Source organism: Brachybacterium paraconglomeratum (genome assembly GCF_039541415.1).
GTDB classification, from domain to species: Bacteria; Actinomycetota; Actinomycetes; order Actinomycetales; family Dermabacteraceae; genus Brachybacterium; species Brachybacterium paraconglomeratum_A.
This window is the reverse complement of record NZ_BAABGE010000004.1, coordinates 312,513-331,119: the sequence shown is the minus strand read 5'-3', so window position 1 is coordinate 331,119 and position 18,607 is coordinate 312,513. Positions and strand designations below refer to the sequence as shown.

Here is an 18,607-nt window from a genome sequence, read left to right as displayed (position 1 = left end):
ACAGCAATCACGAGAGCCGATCGCGAGAGTCAGTAGTGAGAGTCGCCCGCGAAAGTCAGCCGCGGGGAAGGTCCACGTGATGTTCGAGCACAGGGAGCGCGGCCCGAGCGGCGTCGATCTCGTCAAGATCGAGATCCACCAGTAGCAACCCCGGCTCGCGGCCGAGCTCCTGCCGGATGGCGCCCAGCGGGCCGACGGCGGCGCTGCGGCCGATGCCGCGGGCCGCCTTCCCGGTGTAGTCCTCGGGCGGGGCCTGGTCGGCGGCGAGCACCACGGTGGTGGAGTCGAGGGCACGGGCCCGCAGCAGCAGCTGCAGCTGCTCCCGTTTGCCCGGCCCTTCGGCCCAGGCCAGTGGCAGCAGGATCGCCTGCGCGCCGCGACGGGCCAGCGCCGTGAACTGCTCCGGGAAACGCACGTCGTAGCAGGTGGCGATCCCGAAGCGGGTGCCGTGCAGGTCGAAGGTGACCAGCTCGCTGCCCGGAGCGACGGTCCGGGACTCATCGGCGCCGAAGGCATCGAAGAGGTGGATCTTGCGGTACTCGAGGTGGGGCTCCCCGTGCGGGCCGCGCACGATCACGGTGTTGTGGACCCGGCCATCCTCGGTGGGCGTGAAGGACCCCGCGACCACCACCAGCTCATGCTCCTCGGCGAGCTCCTGGAGCAGCTGGGCGAAAGCGTCATGATGGGCGAGCGCTGCCGCTCGCAGATCGGTGCCGAAGGGGGTGAGCGTCGCCTCGGGCAGCAGCACCAGGTGCGCGCCCTGCTCGGCGGCCTCCGCGACGGCCAGCCGGACGATCTCGACGGTGGTCTCGAGATCCTCGGAGACCTCGATCTGTGCCAGGGCGATGCGGGGGCCGGCGGCGCGGCGCACCTGGGCCAGAGCGTCGGGGGTATCGATGTCCGCTCCTTCCGCGCCAAGAGCGCGCAGGGTGCTGAGTTCGTCCTGGTCGAGCTGGGCGTAGAGCCGGCGCAGGCTCAGATCGGCCCAGCCGCCCTTCTCGTGCTCGACCGCGGCCAGCGCTGCCCGCAGCCGGCCCAGCGGCCAGGCGGCGCCGAGGAACTGCAGGTGGCCGTCCTCGGCCTCGAGCGCCACCACCTGTCCGGTCTCGGCGCTGCGCGTGGCGAGGCTGCGCAGGGTCTCGGGCCGCAGCATCGGCATGTCCCCGCCGAGCACCAGCACGGTGGCGCTGTCGGGCCCTTCGGAGAATTCGGCGACGCCGCGGGCGAGAGCGGCCAGCGGACCGGAGCGCGGCGGGTCCTCGAGCACGAAGCGGGCACCGTGACGGGTCGCGAGATCACCGCCGTCCTCACCGCTGGGGCCGACCACGATGCGGCGCCCGTGCGGGGCAGCGCGCAGCACCCGCTCCAGGGCGGTCGCACCGGCGATCGGCAGACGCGTCTTGTCCGTGCCGCCCAGGCGCGAGGACGCCCCACCGGCCAGGATCACGGCGGCGACGGTGGCGGAGGTCTCGGGCAGCTCGCTGGACATGCTCAGATCCTGCCATGGAGCGCTACCATGTTCGAGGCCCACGTCCCGGTTACTTCCGGGGAAGAGCCGGTTGGCCCCCGTAGCTCAGGGGATAGAGCACCGCTCTCCTAAAGCGGGTGTCGCGCGTTCGAATCGCGCCGGGGGCACGAACCAGAGGACCGAGCTGCACAGCGCCGTCAGCTCACCTCACCCGCTCTGCTCACTCCTCCGCATCCCGCAGCTCCTCGAGCCGGGCCCGATCCTTCACCGCGGTCCAGCGCCGTCCGGAGTCGATCAGGCCCTCCTTCTTCCAGCGGCTCATCACGCGGGAGACGGATTCCGAGGTGGAGCGGGCCAGGCCCGCGAGATCCGCGCGGGACAGCGGCACCTCGAGCATGATCCCCTCGTCCCCGCGGTCCTCGCCGAGCTTGTCCGCCAGGCGCAGCAGCGCGCTCGCCACCCGCTGCTCGACCGTGGCGGAGCCGTGCGAGCCGACGTCGGATTCTGCGCGCGTGAGGCGCGCGGCGACGTCGTCCAGGACCCGCAGCGCGATGCGCGGCTGCTCGGCGAGCACGGCGCGGAAGTCGTCCTGGTCGATGCGCAGCACGCAGGTGCCCACGAGCGCCGAGGCGGTCTGGTGGTGGACCGGTTCGCCGAGGGTGCTCATGGTCCCGAACAGCTCCCCGGGGACCAACAGGTCGGTGACCGTCTCGGTCCCGCCGGCGGTGACCTGGGAGAGCTTCACCCGGCCCTCGGCGACCACATAGAGGGACGCTGCCGCTTCGCCCGCGCGGTAGATCGGGGCGTCCGGGGCGAAGGTCAGGGTACGCATCCGGGCGTCGATCCGGTCCAACTCCTTCTCGTCCAGCCCGAGGAAGTAGGGCGCCCGGGCCAGCACATACAGCCGCACCGGCCGCGGGCACTGGTGGGGCAGGGTGATCTCCGTGAGCGGGATCGTGCGTCGGCCCTTCGCGGCGGGCCCGCCGGGTGGCTCCGAGATGGTCATGGCTCGACTCTAACCCTCCCCTTCCTGCATCCTTCCCCATCCGGCCTGGTCAGAAGTGGTGTGCAGTTGATTGATCGCCGTCATGTCCCTGCCACAAGAACCCTTCTAGATTGAGAGCACATCGAGGGACAGCCCCTCGAGATCCCCGCTCCAGAAGGAAGGCTCACCATGACCACCACCCCCGTCACCAGCACTCACTCCATCTTCCGCGCCGAGGGCTTCAGCTGCCCGTCCTGCGTCGCCAAGATCGAGAAGCAGGTGGGCCGCCTCCAGGGCGTGCAGAACGTCAGCGTGAAGTTCGCCTCCGGCCGGGTCGAGGTCGACCACGACGCCTCCGTCACCACCACCGACGAGATCGTCGCCGCGATCGCCAAGGCCGGCTACACGTCCGTCCTCTCGGCCTTCTGACCCCCTGGTGGCCGGGCCCCACGGCCCGGCCACCTTCCCAGATCCTGCTCCGCATCCTGCGCCGCACCTGATCGTGAAAGGCACCACCTCATGTCTGCTCTGACCCGTTGGCTGCGCGGCCCCTGGGGAACCCCGATCATCTCGGGTCTCCTCATCGTCGTCGCCGCGATCCTCTCGCTCACCGTCGGGGTGAATCCCTTCGGCTCCGGCCACCAGCACGGCCTCGGCCTCTCGCTGGACGGGCCCACCGCCCTGGTCGCGTCCGATCTCTTCATGATCGCCGCGGCGCTGGTCGCCGGCATCCCGATCATCCTCAAGGCCGTGCGCGCCCTGATGGTCAAGGTCATCGCCATCGATCTGCTGGTCGCCATCGCCGCGGTCGGTGCGCTGATCATCGGCCAGTACTGGGAAGCGGCGGCCGTCACGTTCCTGTTCGCCATCGGCCACGCCCTCGAGGCCGGCACCATGAACCGCACCCGCTCCGCGCTCGCCGAGCTCGTGGCCGTCGCCCCTGATGTCGCCGTGGTGATGCGGGAGGGCGAGCAGGTGGAGATCTCCGCCGCCCTGGTCCAGCCCGAGGAGACGGTGCTGGTCAAGAACGGCGCGAAGGTCCCCGTGGACGGCATCGTCATCGGCGGCACCGGAGCCCTGGACGAGGCGTCGATCACCGGCGAGTCCCTCCCCGTCGAGAAGAGCGAGGGAGACCAGGTGTTCGCCGGCACCATCTCCGGCGGCGGCTTCCTGCAGGTGCGCGCCACCGGCATCGGAGCCGACACCACCCTGGCCCGCATCATCCACCGCGTCGAGGAGGCGCAGGACGCCAAGGCCCGCACCCAGACCTTCATGGAGAAGTTCTCCACCTGGTACACCCCCGGCATCATCCTGCTGGCCCTGATCACTGGGCTCCTCACCGGGAACGTAGTGCTCGCCCTGACCCTGCTGGTGATCGGCTGCCCCGGGGCGCTGGTCATCTCCATCCCCGTCTCGATCGTGGCCGGCATCGGCCGCGGCGCCAAGGACGGCATCCTCATCAAGGGTGGCGAGTACCTGGAGACCAGCGCGAAGATCACCGCCGTCGCCCTGGACAAGACCGGCACCCTCACCGAGGGCACGCCCTATCTCACCGACGTCACCGTCCTGGACCCTGCACTGGATCGTGCCGACGTGCTCGGCTGGGCGGCACGCGCCGAGGCCGGGTCCGAGCACCCGCTCGCACGTCCACTGATCGTCGCCGCGGCAGCCGAAGGCCTGCCCACCCAGGGCCTGCCCGAGCACACCGAGCCGGTTCCCGGCAAGGGCATCGTCGCCACTCTCGAAGGTCGACGCATCGCCGTCGGCAACCTGCCGCTGCTGGCGGCCGAGGGCATCTCCGAGGATCGCGGCGCCGGAGCGGAGGTCGACCGGCTCGCCGGGCTCGGCCGCACCCCGATGGTCGTCACCCTCGATGGCCGCGTGATCGGCGTGGTCGCGGTCGCCGACCGGATCCGCACCGATGCGAAGGAGATGGTCGCCCGGCTCCACGCGGCCGGGGTGAAGAAGGTCGTCATGCTCACCGGTGACAACCGGCGGGTCGCAGAGGCGGTCGCCGCCGAGGTCGGGGTGGACGAGGTCCGCGCCCAGCTGCTGCCCGAGGACAAGCTGACCGTCGTCCAGCAGCTGCAGCACGAGGGCTTCACCGTCGCGATGGTCGGTGATGGCGTCAACGACGCCCCGGCCCTGGCCACCGCAGATATCGGCGTGGCGATGGGTGCGGCCGGCACCGGAGTCGCGATCGAGACCGCGGACATCGCCCTGATGAAGGACGATCTGCTGAAGCTCCCGCAGGCGATCGGCCTGGCCCGCAGCACGGTCTCCGTGATGCGACAGAACATCGCGATCGCGCTGATCACGGTGATCGCGCTGCTGGTCGGCGTGTTCGCCGGTGGGGTCACGATGGCGATCGGCATGCTGGTCCACGAGGGCTCGGTGCTGCTGGTGATCGTCAACGCGATGCGGCTGCTGCGCCGCCGCAAGGATCAGCACGGCACCCGCCCGGTCTCCCCGTCCGAGACCCGCGCTCCGCAGAGCGTCGGTGCGACCCAGAGCATCTGACCCCACACAGAACCATTTCCACTCGAAAGGAAGCGCATCATGTCTGAACAGCATTTCACCCTCGAAGGCAACGTCGAGCACTTCACCATCGCGGACATCGCGACAGCGAATCCGGACTTCCGCAAGGTTCTGTGGACGGGGAAGCACTCCCAGATCGTCCTCATGACCGTGCCGGTGGGCGGAGAGATCGGGGACGAGGTCCACGAGACCACGGACCAGATCCTGACCTTCGTCTCCGGGACCGGTGAAGCCGACCTCAACGGCCACACCCACGCAGTCGACGCCGGTGATCTGTGCGCGGTGCCCGCCGGCACCCAGCACAACTTCCGCAACACCGGGGACGAGCCCCTCGTGCTGTACACGATCTACAGCCCGCCGGAGCATGCGGTGGACGGCGCCTTCGCCACCAAGGAGGAGGCGGACGCCGCCGAGGCCGCAGGCGAGGACCAGCCTCCCCAGGCCTGATCCCCCACACGCAGCACCCCTGATGGCGGCCGCACGGGCACACGCCCGGCGCGGCCGCTCCCCGCACAGCAGCAACGACACAGGAGAACGCAGATGTCCAAGGTTTTCGTCTTCACCACCTACGGCGGCCCGGAGGGCCAGCAGCTCACCGACCGCGAAGCCCCCGCCCCCAGGGCTGGCGAGATAGCCATCGAGGTCCGCGCCGCGGGCGTGAACCCCGCGGACGTGAAGCGGCGCGAAGGCGCCTTCGGCACCCGCGGGTCGCTCCCCGTCGCGATGGGGCTCGAGGCCTCCGGGATCGTCACCGCCGTCGGAGAGGGAGTCGAGGACTTCGCCATCGGGGATGAGGTACTCGGCACCCCGGCCCGCGGACTCGGCACCTTCGCCGAGCACACGGTGCTGGACGCCTCGCAGTCGGTCATCAAGCCGGAAGAGGTCTCCTTCACCGATGCCGCCACGATCCCTGTCGCCGGCACCACCGCCTACGACCTCACCCACCAGGTCGAGATCGAGACGGGCCAGACCCTGCTGGTGCTCGGCGCGGGAGGCGGTGTGGGCCGCATGGCCCTGCAGATCGCGAAGGTCCACGAGTTCCGTGCGATCGGTGTCGCCTCGGAGTCCAAGCGAGAGCTGGTCGAGGCCACCGGAGCCACCTTCGTGCTCTCCGGCGATGGTGCCGCGGACCGGGTCCGCGCTATCGCTCCCGACGGGGTCGACCTGCTGGCCGATCTCGTGGGTGGGGAGGCGCTGCGCGAGCTGGCACCGCTGGCCAAGGACCCGTCGATGATCATCTCCGCGGCCGACGACACCACCGCCGTCGAGCTCGGCGGCGCCGGCCGGGAGCGCTCCGAGGGGGTGCTGGGCAAGATCACCGGAGTCGTCCAGTACGGCCTCGTGGACCCGCATGTCGTCGAGACCTTCCCCCTGAGCCAGGCCGCTGAGGCGCTCGCCGTGGTGGAGTCCGGCCACGCTCACGGGAAGATCGTGATCACCCCCTGACCTGTCCTCGGCCCCACCTAACCCTCCGGTAATGTGACGCAGATGACCTCCCCTGCTGCTGCCACGTTCACCGACTTCACTGACATCGACGGCTTCCTGCGGATACCCCGCCTGGCCTCGGTGACCGCGAGCGATGAGGGGCGGGTGGTCGCCGCCATCCAGGAGGCCGACGAGCCCGGCGCGGCGCTCATCTCCTCGCTCTGGGAGCTCGACACCGCGGGCGAGCAGCCTGCCCGTCGGCTGACCTTCTCCGCCAAGGGCGAGAGCGGCCCCCGGTTCGCCCCTGATGGATCGCTGCTGTTCAGCTCGTCCCGCCCGGATCCCGAGGCCGGCGCCGAGGAGGAGGTCGCCGCGATCTGGCGCCTGCCCCGCACGGGCGAGGCACAGGTGGTGGCCTCCGCCGCCGCGGGCCTTTCGCTGCTCTCGGTCGCCGAGAACGGCACGATGCTCGCCGCCACCCACGTGCTGCCCGGCAGCAGCCTCGACGAGGATGCCGAGCGTCGGAAGGCGCGCAAGGACGCGAAGCAGACCACCATCTGGCACACCGGGATGCCGATCCGGCTGTGGGACCACGAGATCGGGGACCAGAGCCGCCGCCTGGTGCTCGTCTCCCCCGAGGGTGACCTCACCGATCTCACCCCGGACGTCGGCACCGTGACCCTCTACGCCGCCTCCGCGGACCTCTCCCCCGACGGCTCCACCGTCGCGACCTCCTGGACCCAGCGCGTGCGCGGCGGCGAGACCCGCAGCTCGCTGGTGCTGATCGACACCGCCACCCTGGCCCGCAGCGTGCTGCTCGCGGCGGATGATTCCGCGCAGTACGGCTCCCCGCTGTTCTCCCGCGACGGCCGGAACCTCGCGGTGATCAGGTCAACGGCCTCCTCCCCCACCGACACCAGCTACTCCCGCCTGGAGATCCACCCCCTCGGCGGCGGCGAGCCGGTCACCGCGCAACTCGGCGACCTGAGCCTCAGCGACCTCGAATGGGCGGCCGACGGGAGCCTGCTGGTCGCCGGTGACCTGCGCTCCTCTGGCGCGGTGCTGCGCATCGACCCGGCGACCGGTGACGCCGTCACCGTGGCCGCTGGTGGAGTGTTCTCCTCGCTGTCCGCCACCGCCGACGGCGCCCTGTTCGCGCTCCGCAATGACGTGGCGACCCCGTCCCGTCCGGTCCGGATCACCGCCGACGGCGGCACCACCGAGCTGCCTGCCCCGGGCTCCGTCGGCGAGCTGCCGGGAACGCTCGAATGGGTGGAGGCGGACGTCGATGGGCTCACCGTGGGCGGTTGGCTGTGCGTCCCGGAGGGAGCGTCGGCGGAGTCTCCAGCGCCCGTGATGCTGTGGATCCACGGCGGTCCGCACGGCTCCTACAACGCCTGGAGCTGGCGCTGGTGCCCGTGGCTTTCGGTGCAGCGCGGCTATGCGGTGCTGATGCCCGATCCGGCGATGTCCACCGGCTACGGCGATGAGGGGCTGAACCGCGGCTGGCCGCGCCGACCGGATGTGGTGTTCCGAGAGTGCGAGACCCTCTTCGATGCGGTGCTCGAACGCACGGACCTCGACGGCTCCCGCACCGCGATGCTCGGGGCGTCGTTCGGTGGCTTCATGGCGAACTGGATCGCCGGGCACACGACGCGCTTCGACGCGATCGTCACCCATGCGGGGCTGTGGGCGCTGGATCAGCAGCACCGCACCACTGATGCCGCGGCCTCCAAGATGCGGGTGCATCGCCATGAAGATGAGGACCCGGACTGGTACCGGGCCTTCTCCCCGCATCACGAGGTCGACGCGATCACCACCCCGATGCTCATCACCCACGGCAACCGCGACTACCGGGTGCCGATCAGCGAGGCGCTGCGGCTGTGGTGGGACCTGGTCTCCACCTGGGAGGGAGAGCCGCAGGACATGCCGCACCGCTTCCTGCAGCTGACCAGTGAGAACCATTGGGTGCTCACGCCGTCGAACGCCCTGGCCTGGAACCAGGCAGTGCTGGCCTTCTGCGACCAGCACGTCCTCGGCGCGGAGCCGATCCCTGAGGTGCTGCCGTGGTGAGGACGCCCACACCCCCGCCGTCGCCACCAGAACGCTGGTGAAGCCACCAGAACTCCGGTGAAGCCACCAGAATTCTGTCTCCTGTGAGCCTTGAACGGCTATACGGCGTTCACAGCTCACCACAGACAGAGTTCTGGTGGGCCGTAAAGGCAAGGCGCCGGGGCCAGCGCTGGGACCGGGACCGGCCAGGGGATCTGGCTGGCGGGCTGGTGGGCCATATCGCGGCTAGTTCAGCGTGCCGGTGAGCCTGTCGCGGAACTGGGTGGAATGCTCGTCCAGCCCGGTGAAGCGCACCTCGATGTCATGGGCTGCGTACTTGGTCTGCACGGAATCGAGCGCGGCGACGGTCGAGGCGTCCCAGATCTGCGCCGCGGAGAGATCGATGGTGACCTGGGGCGGATCTTCAGCGTAGGTGAACCGCTCGACGAGGTCGTTGCTGCTGCCGAAGAAGAGCGGACCACGCACGGTGTAGGTCGCCGCACCGTCGGTGACCAGGCGGCGCACGCTCGTCACGTGCGCGATCCGGCGCGCGAACAGCACCATCGCGAGCAGCGCTCCGGCGGCGACACCGATCGCGAGGTTGTTCGTGGCCACCACGACCACCACGGTCGTGAGCATCACGAGAGTCTCCGACCACGGCATCCGCTTCAGGGTCGAGGGCCGCACGCTGTGGAAGTCCACGGTGGAGACCGCCACGACCATCATCACGGCGGCGAGCGCCACCATCGGGATCGCCTCCATGAGGTCGGAGAGCACGGTGACCAGGATCAGCAGCATCACCCCGGCGAAGAAGGTGGACAGCCGGGTGCGGGCGCGGCCGAGCTTCACGTTCACCACGGTCTGGCCGATCATGGCGCAGCCGGCGATGCCGCCCCAGCAGCCGGCGAGGATGTTCGCCACGCCCAGCGCCCAGGACTCGCGGCTCTTGTGGGAGCGGGTGTCGGTGATGTCGTCCACCAGCTTGGCGGTCAGCAGGGTCTCCATCAGGCCCACGAAGGCGACGCTGAGGGCGGTGGGCAGGATCAGGCGCAGGGTGTCGAGGTCCAGCGGGACCAGCAGCGGGGTGATGCCGGGCAGTCCGCCGGAGACGTCTCCCTGGTCGCCGACGGTGGGGACGGAGAGATGCGCGAACATCGCGATCCCGGTGACCAGGACGATCGCGACCAGCGGGGCGGGGACGGCCTTGGTGATCCGCGGCAGCAGCAGCACCACCAGCAAGGTCAGCGCGAACAGCGGATAGACCATCACCGGCACGTCGAGCACGTGCTGCAGCTGGGCGGCGAAGATGAGGATGCCCAGCGCGTTGACGAAGCCGATCATCACCGAGCGCGGGATGAACCGCATGATCCTGGCGAGTCCGAGGACCCCGAAGAGGATCTGGATGACGCCGGCGAGGATCACCGTGGGCAGGAGGTATTCGACGCCGTGGGTGTGCACCAGCGGGGCGACGACGAGCGCGACGGCGCCTGCGGCGGCGGTGATCATGGCGGGCCGGCCGCCGAGGATCGACATCGAGATCGCGAGCACGACCGAGGCGATGAGGCTGACCTTCGGGTCCACGCCGGCGATCACCGAGAAGGAGATGACCTCGGGGATCAGGGCGAGCGTGGTGACCGCACCGGCGAGCGCCTCGGTGGTGAGGAGCCGCGGGTTCCGCAGGGCCTGGAGGGTCGTGGGGCTCGAGGCGGGGGTCGAAGTCGAGGTAGGGGTCACTGTCACGCCCGTGATGCTATCGGCGACGAGCGGCCGACGGGGGCGAGGCCTATCACTCGGCGATCTGCTGACGCGCGAGGTCACAGCGGCCGGGACTACCCTGGTGGATCCCACCCCGTCGGCCCAGCCGGTGGGGTCTGATCGGACAGAGGATCCATGACTGCACCCCAGCGCCGCCGTTTCGACGCCACCTGGCTCCCCTTCGGCATGATGATCGGCTTCACCGTGGGCATCGGCATGGGGTTGGCCGTCATCGACAACATCTTCATCGGTGCGCTGATCGGCTTCGCCGTCGGCGCTGCGCTCGGTATCGCCCTCGGGTTCCGCAACCCGCGCAACTCGGTGAACGATGAGGATGCCGAGGACGACCGCTACCGCCGCGAGCATGGCGATCCCACCCCCCGCGGCCCGAATTCCTGAGCCGGGCCCGCCCGGGCGCCGGACCCCTCGCCCGCCCAGCCTGCACAGTCACCGTCCTGCGCACCGTGGTCGCATGCACGTCGACGCGGCCGGCCGGAGGGACTCGGCCGAAGGGAGGACGGCCCTCCCGGAAGACAGGTGCACACAAAATCTCCACAGAGTGGCCACTGCGAATCCATGACGAACCCTTGACCTCGTCTTGACCTTTTGGCACGGTGTGTCCGGAGCCGTAGAGGCTCGCTGTCCGTCGCGGCGCACCTGCCACGCGGATTCTCGAGGAGGAGAGCCGTCATGACGATCACGAGCATCGGCCGACGCACCCGGACCGCGCTGGCGCTCTGCGCCGGCGCGGCGCTGCTGGGGCTGAGCGCCTGCGGGACCGACACCGACGCGCCTCCGGAGACTCCTGCCGGGGCTGCCGAGTCGAGTGCCGAGGCAGGTGGCGGAGATGTCTCCGACGGCGGCGGAGAGCAGGACCAGCAGCCATCGGAGGGCGGTTCCGCCTCGGACGGTGGCGGCGAGGAAGAAGGAAGCGGCGCAGGGGCCGATGAGGGTGCGGGAGAGGACGGGGGCGGGACGGGTGCCTCGGGGGAGCGCACACGGATCATGCTCATGACCGACCTGGGGACAGACGACTCCAGCGGCGAGGGCGCCCCCGTCCTCTCGAACGACGATCTGGCAGCTCTGCTGGCCGCACCCTTCGGCGGTACCGCCGAATGTGCCGAGGAGCTGGTGCTCGAACCGGGTGCCGCCCCGGTCGGCTGCGTCGGGCCGGCGAGCTTCGACGACCCCGCCCCGACCACGGAGTGGGTCGCCAATGTGGTCTTCGTGCCCTCGGAGGACGGATTCCAGAACGGGTCGCGGGTCGCCGTCCTGTTCTCGACCGGCACGGAGCTTCCGGCTGCTGCCGCTGGGATGCTCGATGAGAACGTCAGCGTCACCGGGGTCGGCTTCGGCTCGGTCTTCGGCATGGACCCGCTCACCGCGGAGGACGTCGCCGAGAGCGCCCTGCAGACCCTGACCTCCGAGCACGCCTATGTCCCGGTGAATGAGCAGGCCGAGTGGTCCGAGGTGACCTGCGAGGACGGCCTGGACTTCACGCAGTTCGAGACCGTGGACTGCGAGGCCACGACCGCCGACGGCACCACCTGGGAGCTGCTCGTCGCCCCGGGCACCTACGCCGACAATGACCAGGGCCTGCTGGTCGGGATCTCGGTCCCCCGGAACGGTTGAGCCGGAACGTCCCGGCACCCGGCGCTCCGGGCACTGAGCACTGAGCACTGAGCACTGAGCACCGTCCGTGGTCAGGTCGCTCACCGCGAGTGGCCTGACGGCAGGGTGTCGCGGCTAGGGTGGCAGAGCGCCGGGCGGCACTCCCCGGCGCCTCGGCCGGGACGACCTGGTCGACGATTCCACCTGAGGACGGCCTCGCAGGAGGACCAATCCCATGCCGTCCCTCTCCCCCGCGCCCGTTGCGAGTGATGTTGCGAGTGATCCCGCTCTGCGCGGCCGCGGTCTGGCCCGCGCAGTGCTCACCCCCGGCGCGATCGTCCGCCTCCTGCTGGGTTGGATCTCCGTCGGCGCAGTGACCCTGGCGAGCCCCCTGCTGGCGGCCCCGCTGCCCTCGCCCGTTCTGGTTCTCACGCTCGCGGTGATCATTGCGGTGATCGTGGTCGCCGCCGGCGGCGTGGTACACCAGGCCGAGGCTCTCGCGCACCGGCTCGGTGATCCCTACGGCACGCTCGTCCTCACGCTCTCCATCGTGGTGATCGAGGTGGTGCTGATCGCTGCGGTGATGCTCGGGCCCGGCGAGCATTCCGTCATCGCGAGGGACTCGGTGATGGCGGTCTCGATGATCATCATGAACCTCGCGCTCGGGCTGTGCCTGCTGGTGGGCGGGCTGCGCCATGGCTCCCTCGCGATGCATCGGGTGGGAACCTCCGCCTACCTGGTGATGCTCGCCGCGCTGGCGGCGCTCGCCTTCGCACTGCCTGCGACGACCGGCGAGGGCGGCAGCTATACCCCCGTCCAGGCGCTGGTGATCGGCGGGCTGACGGTGGCGGTCTATGCCTTCTTCCTCTGGCGCCAGATGGGCGCACAGGCCGGCGAGTTCCAGGAGGTCGAGCAAGCCGTCGGCAGTGCCGGGACGCCCGAGCCCACGAGCGGGGCGGACTCCGCCCCTGCCCCTCACGCCTCCGGGGACCGACCTGCGCTGCGGAGGATCCTCTCCGTGCGCAGGGCGGAGCTGCTGGCCCGCGCCGCCCTGCTGGTCCTCACCGTGCTGCCGATTGTGCTGCTCTCCCACCACATGGCGGGCCTGCTCGATGACGGCCTGGCGCGGCTCGGTGCCCCGGTCGCACTGGGCGGGGTGCTGATCGCGATGATCGTGTTCACCCCGGAGTCGATCACCGCCGTGCGGGCGGCGCTGAACGGGGAGATGCAGCGGGTGGTGAACCTGTGCCACGGTGCGCTGGTCTCGACCTTCGCCCTCACCATCCCCACGGTGCTGGTGATCGGACTGCTCACCGGCGCCGAGGTGGTGCTCGCGGAATCACCGACGAACCTGCTGCTGCTCGGGGTGACCGTGGCGCTCGCCGCGATCTCGGCGAGCGCCCCGCGGGTCACCGCAGTGCACGGTGCGGTGCACCTGCTGCTGTTCGGGATCTACGCCCTCATGCTCTTCTCCTGAGCACCGCCCGACTCAGCGGCGGGGGCGCCGGCGGTCCAGCTCCTGGAGGCGTTCGCGGACCTCACGGCGCAGCACCTTGCCCATCTCGTTGCGCGGGAGCTCGGTCAGCACGTGGAAGCGGCGCGGCACCTTATACGCAGTCAGTCGCTCCTTGAGACGCCGGCGCAGATCCTCGACGTCTGGCAGCAGACCGTCGGGCGTGACGATCGCGGCGACCACCTCTTCGGCGCCCTGTTCGTCGAGCAGCCCGACCACGGCGATGTCCTCGATGCCATCCTGCTCGCGGATCACGTCCTCGACCTCGGAGGGGTAGACGTTGAAGCCGCCGGTGATCACCATCTCCTTGAGTCGGTCGACGACCGTCAGGAACCCGCGTTCGTCGACCTGGGCGATGTCGCCGGTGCGGAACCAGCCGTCATGGAACGCCTCGGCGGTCGCTTCGGGACGGTTGCGGTAGCCGGAGAACACCTGCGGGCCACGCACCAGGATCTCCCCCGCCTCACCGAGCTCCACGTCCCGGTCGAGGTCCTCGGGATCTGCCAGGCGCACCTCGGTGTCGGGGAAGGGGACGCCGATCGAGCCCGGCGTGCGAGTGCTGTCGACCGGGTTGCCGCAGACGATAGGCGAGCACTCCGAGAGCCCGTAGCCCTCGATGAGCAGGCCGCCCGTCGCCTGCTCCCAGTCCTCGATGAGCTCGGGTCGCAGCGGCATCGCCCCGGCGATCCCGGTGCGGATCCCCTGCAGCGAGACCCCGCGCTCCTTCGCCCCGGTGACCACGCGGTCGAACAGCGGCGGCACCGCGATCATCGTCGTCGGCATCCGGCGCTTGATCGCATCGAGGATCAGCCCGGTCTCGGGCTTGGGGATCAGGTGCAGCATCGCCCCGACGCTCAACCCCGCGTTCATCGACAGCGAGCAGCCGAACACGTGGAAGAGCGGCAGGCAGGCCATGAACACCTCCTCGCCCGGGACCAGCGGCGTGACCCACTCGCGGGCCTGGGTGGTCGAGGCGATCAGGTTCGCATGGCTCAGGGGGACGCCCTTCGGGGCGCCGGTGGTGCCCGAGGTGTACAGCAGCAGCGCGATGTCCTCGCGGGCGGGGCGCGAAGCGGTGGGTGCCTGAGCGGCGGATCGGCGCAGCCCGGAGAAGGGCAGGGTGCCGGCCGGGGCGGGCCGGGAGAGCTGGTCCCGTGAGGCCCGCGCCTTCTTCAGGGGCAGCCGCAGCAGGGCACGCTTGCCGCGCGGCATCTCCTCGATGAGGTCCACCGCGATGATCGTGCGCGGGCGCACATCCTCCGGCAGCTCCAGCAGGGTCCCGGCGGCGGCGTTCCACACGATGGCGACCTCCGCGTGATGGTCGGCGAACATCGGAGCGAGCTCCTGTGCCGGGTAGAGCGGGTTGTGTTCGACGACGGTGGCGCCGCAGCGGAGCGCCGCATAGAAGGCGACCACGTGCTGCGGGCAGGTGGGCATCAGCAGCGCCACCGTCGAGCCCGGGCCGACGCCCAGGGCATGGAGGTTCCCGGCGACCGTTCGCACCTGCGCGGCGAGCTCGGCGTAGCTCGTCCGCTTCCCGAAGAAGTCCAGCGCAGCCTTGCCCGCATAGATCGCGGTGAACGCATCGAACTCGTCGACCAGCGACCCGGAGGGATAGGTGAGATGGCGGCGCACCCCGGGGGCGTAGGCGGCGGTCCAACGGTCCTCGAGAGTGGTCATGGTCGATCCTCAGCGCTGATGGGAGCAGGTCGGGATCAGGCTAGGCCGAGTACCTGCGAGTCTCACGTCCTGCGCTTCCTGCGAATCTCGTTCCCGGCAGGGTTGTTCCTGTGAGTCAGAAGCACATTCCGGCGACGCCCGTGTTCTGCAGCCCCTGGCGCACGGGTGCGGGATACAGTCGCTGCGTGACTGCGACGATGCTTCCGATCCCGACCGACGCCGGTGACCTGCCGGGCCTGCTCTGGCTGCCCGAGAACCTCGAGGAGCCGGTGCCCGGGCTCGTGTTGCTGCAGGAGATCTTCGGCCTGTCCGACTACATGCAGCAGCGCTGTGAGGATCTCGCCGCACTCGGCTACGCGGTGCTCGCCCCTCAGCTGTTCGCGCGCCTGGACCCGCCGCTGGTGGGGCTCGAGGACTGGGACGACTTCGACTCCTGGCTCGCCGAGGGCGTCGAGCTGACCGGGCAGCTGCCCTGGGAACGCGCGGAGGCCGACGCGATCGCGGCGCTGGGCGCTCTGCGTGCGCACGGCGCCGTGAACTCCGAGCAGGTGGGCCTGCTGGGCTTCTGCTACGGCGGTGGTCTCGCGTTCGCCGCGGCTGCTTCCGCCGCCGACGAAGAGCGCCCACCGTCGGTGCTGGTCAGCTACTACGGCTCCGCCCTGCCGACGCTCCTGCACCGGGCGCCCCTGGTGGGAGCGCCGAGCCTGCACCACTTCGGCACCGCCGATGCATTCATCCCGGCAGAGCAGGTCGAGCAGATCCGCGAGGCGGTCACCCTGGGCGGCAGCCGCGAGCAGGTGCGCTTCGAACTGCACGAGGGCGCGGGTCATGCGTTCGACAATCCCCATCCGGGGCTCCATCACGCCGACGCGGCCGAGGCCGCCTGGCAGCAGACCGTCGGCTTCCTCGCCGAGAATCTCCCCAGCCGCGCCTGATCCTGGGCCCCGGCCCACTCGCCGCCGCTGGAACTGACGCTGGCGCTGGCGCTGGCGCCATAGAGTGCCGCACCGGAGACCTGAGACACAGGATTCGCGCCTGTGGCAGCGCGCTTTTCGCACCACGCCATGCGTGACCGAATAGTTATGTCCAGATTGTCGGACAGTCGAATCCCGGACGATGCGACGACTTCGAGCCCCGCATCGCTCCAGGCCATGCGTCGATTCTTTCCTCGCCACCGGTAGTCGGTCACGTACCGGTACGGCTGCCACGCACCCCGCCCTGGGAGAGAAACGCCTGTTCCTGGGCTGATTTCGTCTGCCCCGACGCCTACGCTTCGAAGAGTCTCAGTATCGCGCCGGCACCCCGGAACGGGGGAACAGGACGCCGTCGATGCGATGGATGCCCACCAATCGCCCACCGAAGAAGGAGCCCACGTGCCTCCAGTGATCTCTGCGGAAGGCCTGTATAAAGTCTTCGGCCGCCGCCCCGCCCGAGGAGTCGATGCCCTGCGCCAGGGCCGCAGTCGCGGCGAGCTGCGCGAGAACGGACTGACCGCAGCCGTGATCGATGCGAGCTTCAGCGTCGACCCCGGCGAGATCTTCGTGGTGATGGGGCTGTCCGGCTCCGGCAAGTCCACCCTGATCCGGATGGTCAACGGTCTGCTGCCTGCCACGGCCGGCGAGCTGCGGATCGGTGACGCCGTCCTCTCGGACATGTCCCCGGCGCAGGTCCGCGAAGCCCGCCGTACGCGCGTCTCGATGGTCTTCCAGCACTTCGCCCTCCTTCCCCACCGCACCGTCGGCGAGAACGCAGCCTATGGGCTCGAGATCAGCGGCATGAACCGTGCCGATCGCGAGGAGAAGGCGAACACCGCCCTGGAGATGGTCGGGCTGAAGGGCTGGGGTGGCTACCGTCCCGACAACCTCTCTGGCGGCATGCAGCAGCGAGTGGGGCTGGCCCGCGCCCTCGCCGCCGGCACTGACGTGCTGCTCATGGATGAGGCGTTCAGCGCCCTGGATCCGCTGATCCGTCGCGACATGCAGGACCAGCTCGTGGATCTCCAGCAGCGCCTGGACAAGACGGTCCTGTTCATCACCCACGACCTCAACGAGGCGATGCGCCTCGGTGACCGGATCGCGATGATGCGCGACGGCCGGATCGTGCAGGTCGGGACCTCCGACGAGATCCTCAACGAGCCGGCCAACGACTACGTCGCCCGCTTCATCCAGGACGTGGACCGCTCCCGCGTGCTCACCGCCGGGGCGATCATGGAGAAGCCCGCCGAGGTCCTCGGTGACGGGCAGGGTCCCCGCACTGCGCATCGCATGCTGCGCGCGACTCAGAACTCCTGGCTGGTGGTGCTGCGCCGCGACCGCACTCCGCACGGCGTGCTCTGGGAGGACGACGTCGCCGCGGCAGTCAGCGCCGGCCGTGACGACCTGCCCTGGTCCACGGCCCACGAGATGCCGGTGGTCTCCGAGGACACCCCGATCGCTGATCTCTTCGCGCTCTCGGCGAAGCACCTGAGCCCGCTGGTCGTCGTCGACGAGCGCGGTCGCTTCTCCGGCGTCGTCCCTCGGGTCACGCTGCTCACGGCGGCGGGCGTCGGCAACGGCAACGGCAACGGCCAGACCACCAGCACCCCATCACCGGGGAGTGATGCCGTCGCCCCCCAGACCGACGATGCGCAGGGAGGTGCACGATGACCCCGCAGGAAGACTCCCTCGTCCCCCGCATCCCGCTCGGTGACTGGATCGACGACGGCTTCGACTGGCTCAAGGAGAACGTCTCCTGGCTGTTCGACGCCTTCCGCGCGATCATGGACCTCCTGATCGGCGGCCTCACCGATGTGCTGCTGCTGGTCCCGGCGCTGGTCGCGATCCCGATCTTCGCGCTGATCGCCCTGATCCTGCGCTCTTGGAAGCTCGCCGTCGCCACCCTGGTCGGATTCGCACTGGTCCTGTCCATGGAGCAGTGGGAGACGATGATGCAGACCATGTCGTTGGTGCTGATCGCCACCCTGTTCGCGGTGCTGATCGCGGTGCCGCTCGGCATCCTCGCCGCGGTCAACAGCACGGTGAGCTCGATCGTCAAGCCCGTCATGGACTTCATGCAGACCATGCCGGCCTTCGTCTACCTGATCCCGGCGGTCACCTTCTTCTCCATCGGCGTCGTCCCCGGCGTCTTCTCCACCATCATCTTCGCGCTGCCCCCAGGTGTGCGCATGACCGAGCTGGGCATCCGCCAGGTCGACTCCGAGACCGTCGAGGCCGGTGAGGCCTTCGGCGCGACCCGCGGACAGATCCTGCGCGGCATCCAGCTCCCGCTGGCCGTCCCCACCATCATGGCCGGCGTCAACCAGGTCATCATGCTCTCGCTGTCCATGGCGGTCGTCGCCGGCATGGTCGGCGCGGACGGCCTGGGCAAGGAGGTCGTCCAGGCGATCTCCACCCAGAACCTGGCCCTGGGCGTGGAGGCCGGCCTCGCCGTCGTGGTGCTGGCCGTCTACCTGGACCGGCTCACCGCGGCCCTCGGCAACCCGGGCGCCTACAAGGGCTCGCTGGTCGCACTCACCCAGAAGGCGCTGGCACAGCGCGCCCGCGCCGCCGGTGTCGCCGCGCTCTGACAGCGCCCCACCTCT

At 70.0% G+C, this 18,607-nt stretch carries 15 protein-coding genes and 1 tRNA gene; 12 read left to right on the top strand and 4 right to left on the bottom strand.

The features are described from left to right. Positions 1-55: 55 nt before the first annotated feature. On the bottom strand, positions 56-1,489 hold the full coding sequence (locus tag ABD893_RS06010) for a nitrilase-related carbon-nitrogen hydrolase (protein ID WP_345076835.1): 1,434 nt from the start codon (positions 1,487-1,489) through the stop codon (positions 56-58). A 73-nt stretch (positions 1,490-1,562) separates the two neighbouring features. On the opposite strand from ABD893_RS06010, the gene ABD893_RS06005 reads away from it, so the two are divergent. Continuing rightward, a tRNA-Arg gene (locus ABD893_RS06005) sits at positions 1,563-1,635 on the top strand. A 53-nt stretch (positions 1,636-1,688) separates the two neighbouring features. Here the strand turns inward: ABD893_RS06005 and ABD893_RS06000 are convergent. After that, positions 1,689-2,474, bottom strand: a complete 786-nt coding sequence (locus tag ABD893_RS06000; protein WP_345076832.1) for a Crp/Fnr family transcriptional regulator — start codon at positions 2,472-2,474, stop codon at positions 1,689-1,691. A gap of 168 nt (positions 2,475-2,642) precedes the next feature. Between ABD893_RS06000 and ABD893_RS05995 the strand changes: the two genes are divergently transcribed. From ABD893_RS05995 to ABD893_RS05975, 5 genes are all read left to right on the top strand, one after another. After that, positions 2,643-2,882, top strand: a complete 240-nt coding sequence (locus ABD893_RS05995; RefSeq protein WP_345076829.1) for a heavy-metal-associated domain-containing protein — start codon at positions 2,643-2,645, stop codon at positions 2,880-2,882. 90 nt (positions 2,883-2,972) lie between these two features. After that, positions 2,973-4,973: a heavy metal translocating P-type ATPase gene (locus tag ABD893_RS05990; RefSeq protein WP_345076826.1), complete on the top strand. Its 2,001-nt coding sequence runs from the start codon at positions 2,973-2,975 to the stop codon at positions 4,971-4,973. 39 nt (positions 4,974-5,012) lie between these two features. After that, on the top strand, positions 5,013-5,438 hold the full coding sequence (locus ABD893_RS05985; RefSeq protein WP_345076823.1) for a cupin domain-containing protein: 426 nt from the start codon (positions 5,013-5,015) through the stop codon (positions 5,436-5,438). A 93-nt stretch (positions 5,439-5,531) separates the two neighbouring features. Beyond that, positions 5,532-6,437: an NADP-dependent oxidoreductase gene (locus ABD893_RS05980; protein ID WP_345076820.1), complete on the top strand. Its 906-nt coding sequence runs from the start codon at positions 5,532-5,534 to the stop codon at positions 6,435-6,437. A 42-nt stretch (positions 6,438-6,479) separates the two neighbouring features. Next, the gene (locus ABD893_RS05975) at positions 6,480-8,489 is read left to right on the top strand and encodes a S9 family peptidase (RefSeq protein ID WP_345076818.1); all 2,010 of its coding nucleotides are present in this window, start codon (positions 6,480-6,482) and stop codon (positions 8,487-8,489) included. Positions 8,490-8,714: 225 nt separating this feature from the next. Here the strand turns inward: ABD893_RS05975 and ABD893_RS05970 are convergent, their stop codons facing one another. After that, complete coding sequence (locus tag ABD893_RS05970; protein WP_345076815.1) at positions 8,715-10,208, bottom strand: SulP family inorganic anion transporter; 1,494 nt, start codon at positions 10,206-10,208, stop codon at positions 8,715-8,717. Between the two features lie 150 nt (positions 10,209-10,358). Between ABD893_RS05970 and ABD893_RS05965 the strand changes: the two genes are divergently transcribed. From ABD893_RS05965 to ABD893_RS05955, 3 genes are all read left to right on the top strand, one after another. Next, positions 10,359-10,622: a hypothetical protein gene (locus ABD893_RS05965; protein ID WP_345076810.1), complete on the top strand. Its 264-nt coding sequence runs from the start codon at positions 10,359-10,361 to the stop codon at positions 10,620-10,622. A gap of 291 nt (positions 10,623-10,913) precedes the next feature. Next, positions 10,914-11,855, top strand: a complete 942-nt coding sequence (locus ABD893_RS05960; RefSeq protein ID WP_345076807.1) for a hypothetical protein — start codon at positions 10,914-10,916, stop codon at positions 11,853-11,855. Between the two features lie 214 nt (positions 11,856-12,069). Beyond that, positions 12,070-13,311 (top strand): calcium:cation antiporter, encoded by a 1,242-nt coding sequence (locus ABD893_RS05955; RefSeq protein WP_345076804.1) that lies wholly within the window; start codon positions 12,070-12,072, stop codon positions 13,309-13,311. 12 nt (positions 13,312-13,323) lie between these two features. On the opposite strand, the gene ABD893_RS05950 is transcribed toward ABD893_RS05955, so the two are convergent. Continuing rightward, complete coding sequence (locus ABD893_RS05950; protein WP_345076801.1) at positions 13,324-15,027, bottom strand: AMP-binding protein; 1,704 nt, start codon at positions 15,025-15,027, stop codon at positions 13,324-13,326. Positions 15,028-15,212: 185 nt separating this feature from the next. Between ABD893_RS05950 and ABD893_RS05945 the strand changes: the two genes are divergently transcribed. From ABD893_RS05945 to ABD893_RS05935, 3 genes are all read left to right on the top strand, one after another. After that, positions 15,213-15,962, top strand: a complete 750-nt coding sequence (locus ABD893_RS05945) for a dienelactone hydrolase family protein (RefSeq protein WP_345076798.1) — start codon at positions 15,213-15,215, stop codon at positions 15,960-15,962. A 399-nt stretch (positions 15,963-16,361) separates the two neighbouring features. After that, a complete protein-coding gene (locus ABD893_RS05940; protein WP_425548347.1) occupies positions 16,362-17,672 on the top strand; it encodes a quaternary amine ABC transporter ATP-binding protein in 1,311 nt (436 codons plus the stop codon). Beyond that, positions 17,669-18,592, top strand: a complete 924-nt coding sequence (locus tag ABD893_RS05935; protein ID WP_345076792.1) for an ABC transporter permease — start codon at positions 17,669-17,671, stop codon at positions 18,590-18,592. The genes ABD893_RS05940 and ABD893_RS05935 overlap by 4 nt, the downstream gene beginning before the upstream one ends. The last annotated feature ends 15 nt before the right edge of the window (positions 18,593-18,607 follow it).

Bases quoted from the DNA above. Each gene is read 5' to 3' on its own strand.
- ABD893_RS06010 (WP_345076835.1), bottom strand. From the start codon at position 1,489: ATGTCCAGCGAGCTGCCCGAGACCTCCGCCACCGTCGCCGCCGTGATC.
- ABD893_RS06000 (WP_345076832.1), bottom strand. From the start codon at position 2,474: ATGACCATCTCGGAGCCACCCGGCGGGCCCGCCGCGAAGGGCCGACGC.
- ABD893_RS05995 (WP_345076829.1), top strand. From the start codon at position 2,643: ATGACCACCACCCCCGTCACCAGCACTCACTCCATCTTCCGCGCCGAG.
- ABD893_RS05990 (WP_345076826.1), top strand. From the start codon at position 2,973: ATGTCTGCTCTGACCCGTTGGCTGCGCGGCCCCTGGGGAACCCCGATC.
- ABD893_RS05985 (WP_345076823.1), top strand. From the start codon at position 5,013: ATGTCTGAACAGCATTTCACCCTCGAAGGCAACGTCGAGCACTTCACC.
- ABD893_RS05980 (WP_345076820.1), top strand. From the start codon at position 5,532: ATGTCCAAGGTTTTCGTCTTCACCACCTACGGCGGCCCGGAGGGCCAG.
- ABD893_RS05975 (WP_345076818.1), top strand. From the start codon at position 6,480: ATGACCTCCCCTGCTGCTGCCACGTTCACCGACTTCACTGACATCGAC.
- ABD893_RS05965 (WP_345076810.1), top strand. From the start codon at position 10,359: ATGACTGCACCCCAGCGCCGCCGTTTCGACGCCACCTGGCTCCCCTTC.
- ABD893_RS05960 (WP_345076807.1), top strand. From the start codon at position 10,914: ATGACGATCACGAGCATCGGCCGACGCACCCGGACCGCGCTGGCGCTC.
- ABD893_RS05955 (WP_345076804.1), top strand. From the start codon at position 12,070: ATGCCGTCCCTCTCCCCCGCGCCCGTTGCGAGTGATGTTGCGAGTGAT.
- ABD893_RS05950 (WP_345076801.1), bottom strand. From the start codon at position 15,027: ATGACCACTCTCGAGGACCGTTGGACCGCCGCCTACGCCCCCGGGGTG.
- ABD893_RS05940 (WP_425548347.1), top strand. From the start codon at position 16,362: ATGGATGCCCACCAATCGCCCACCGAAGAAGGAGCCCACGTGCCTCCA.
- ABD893_RS05935 (WP_345076792.1), top strand. From the start codon at position 17,669: ATGACCCCGCAGGAAGACTCCCTCGTCCCCCGCATCCCGCTCGGTGAC.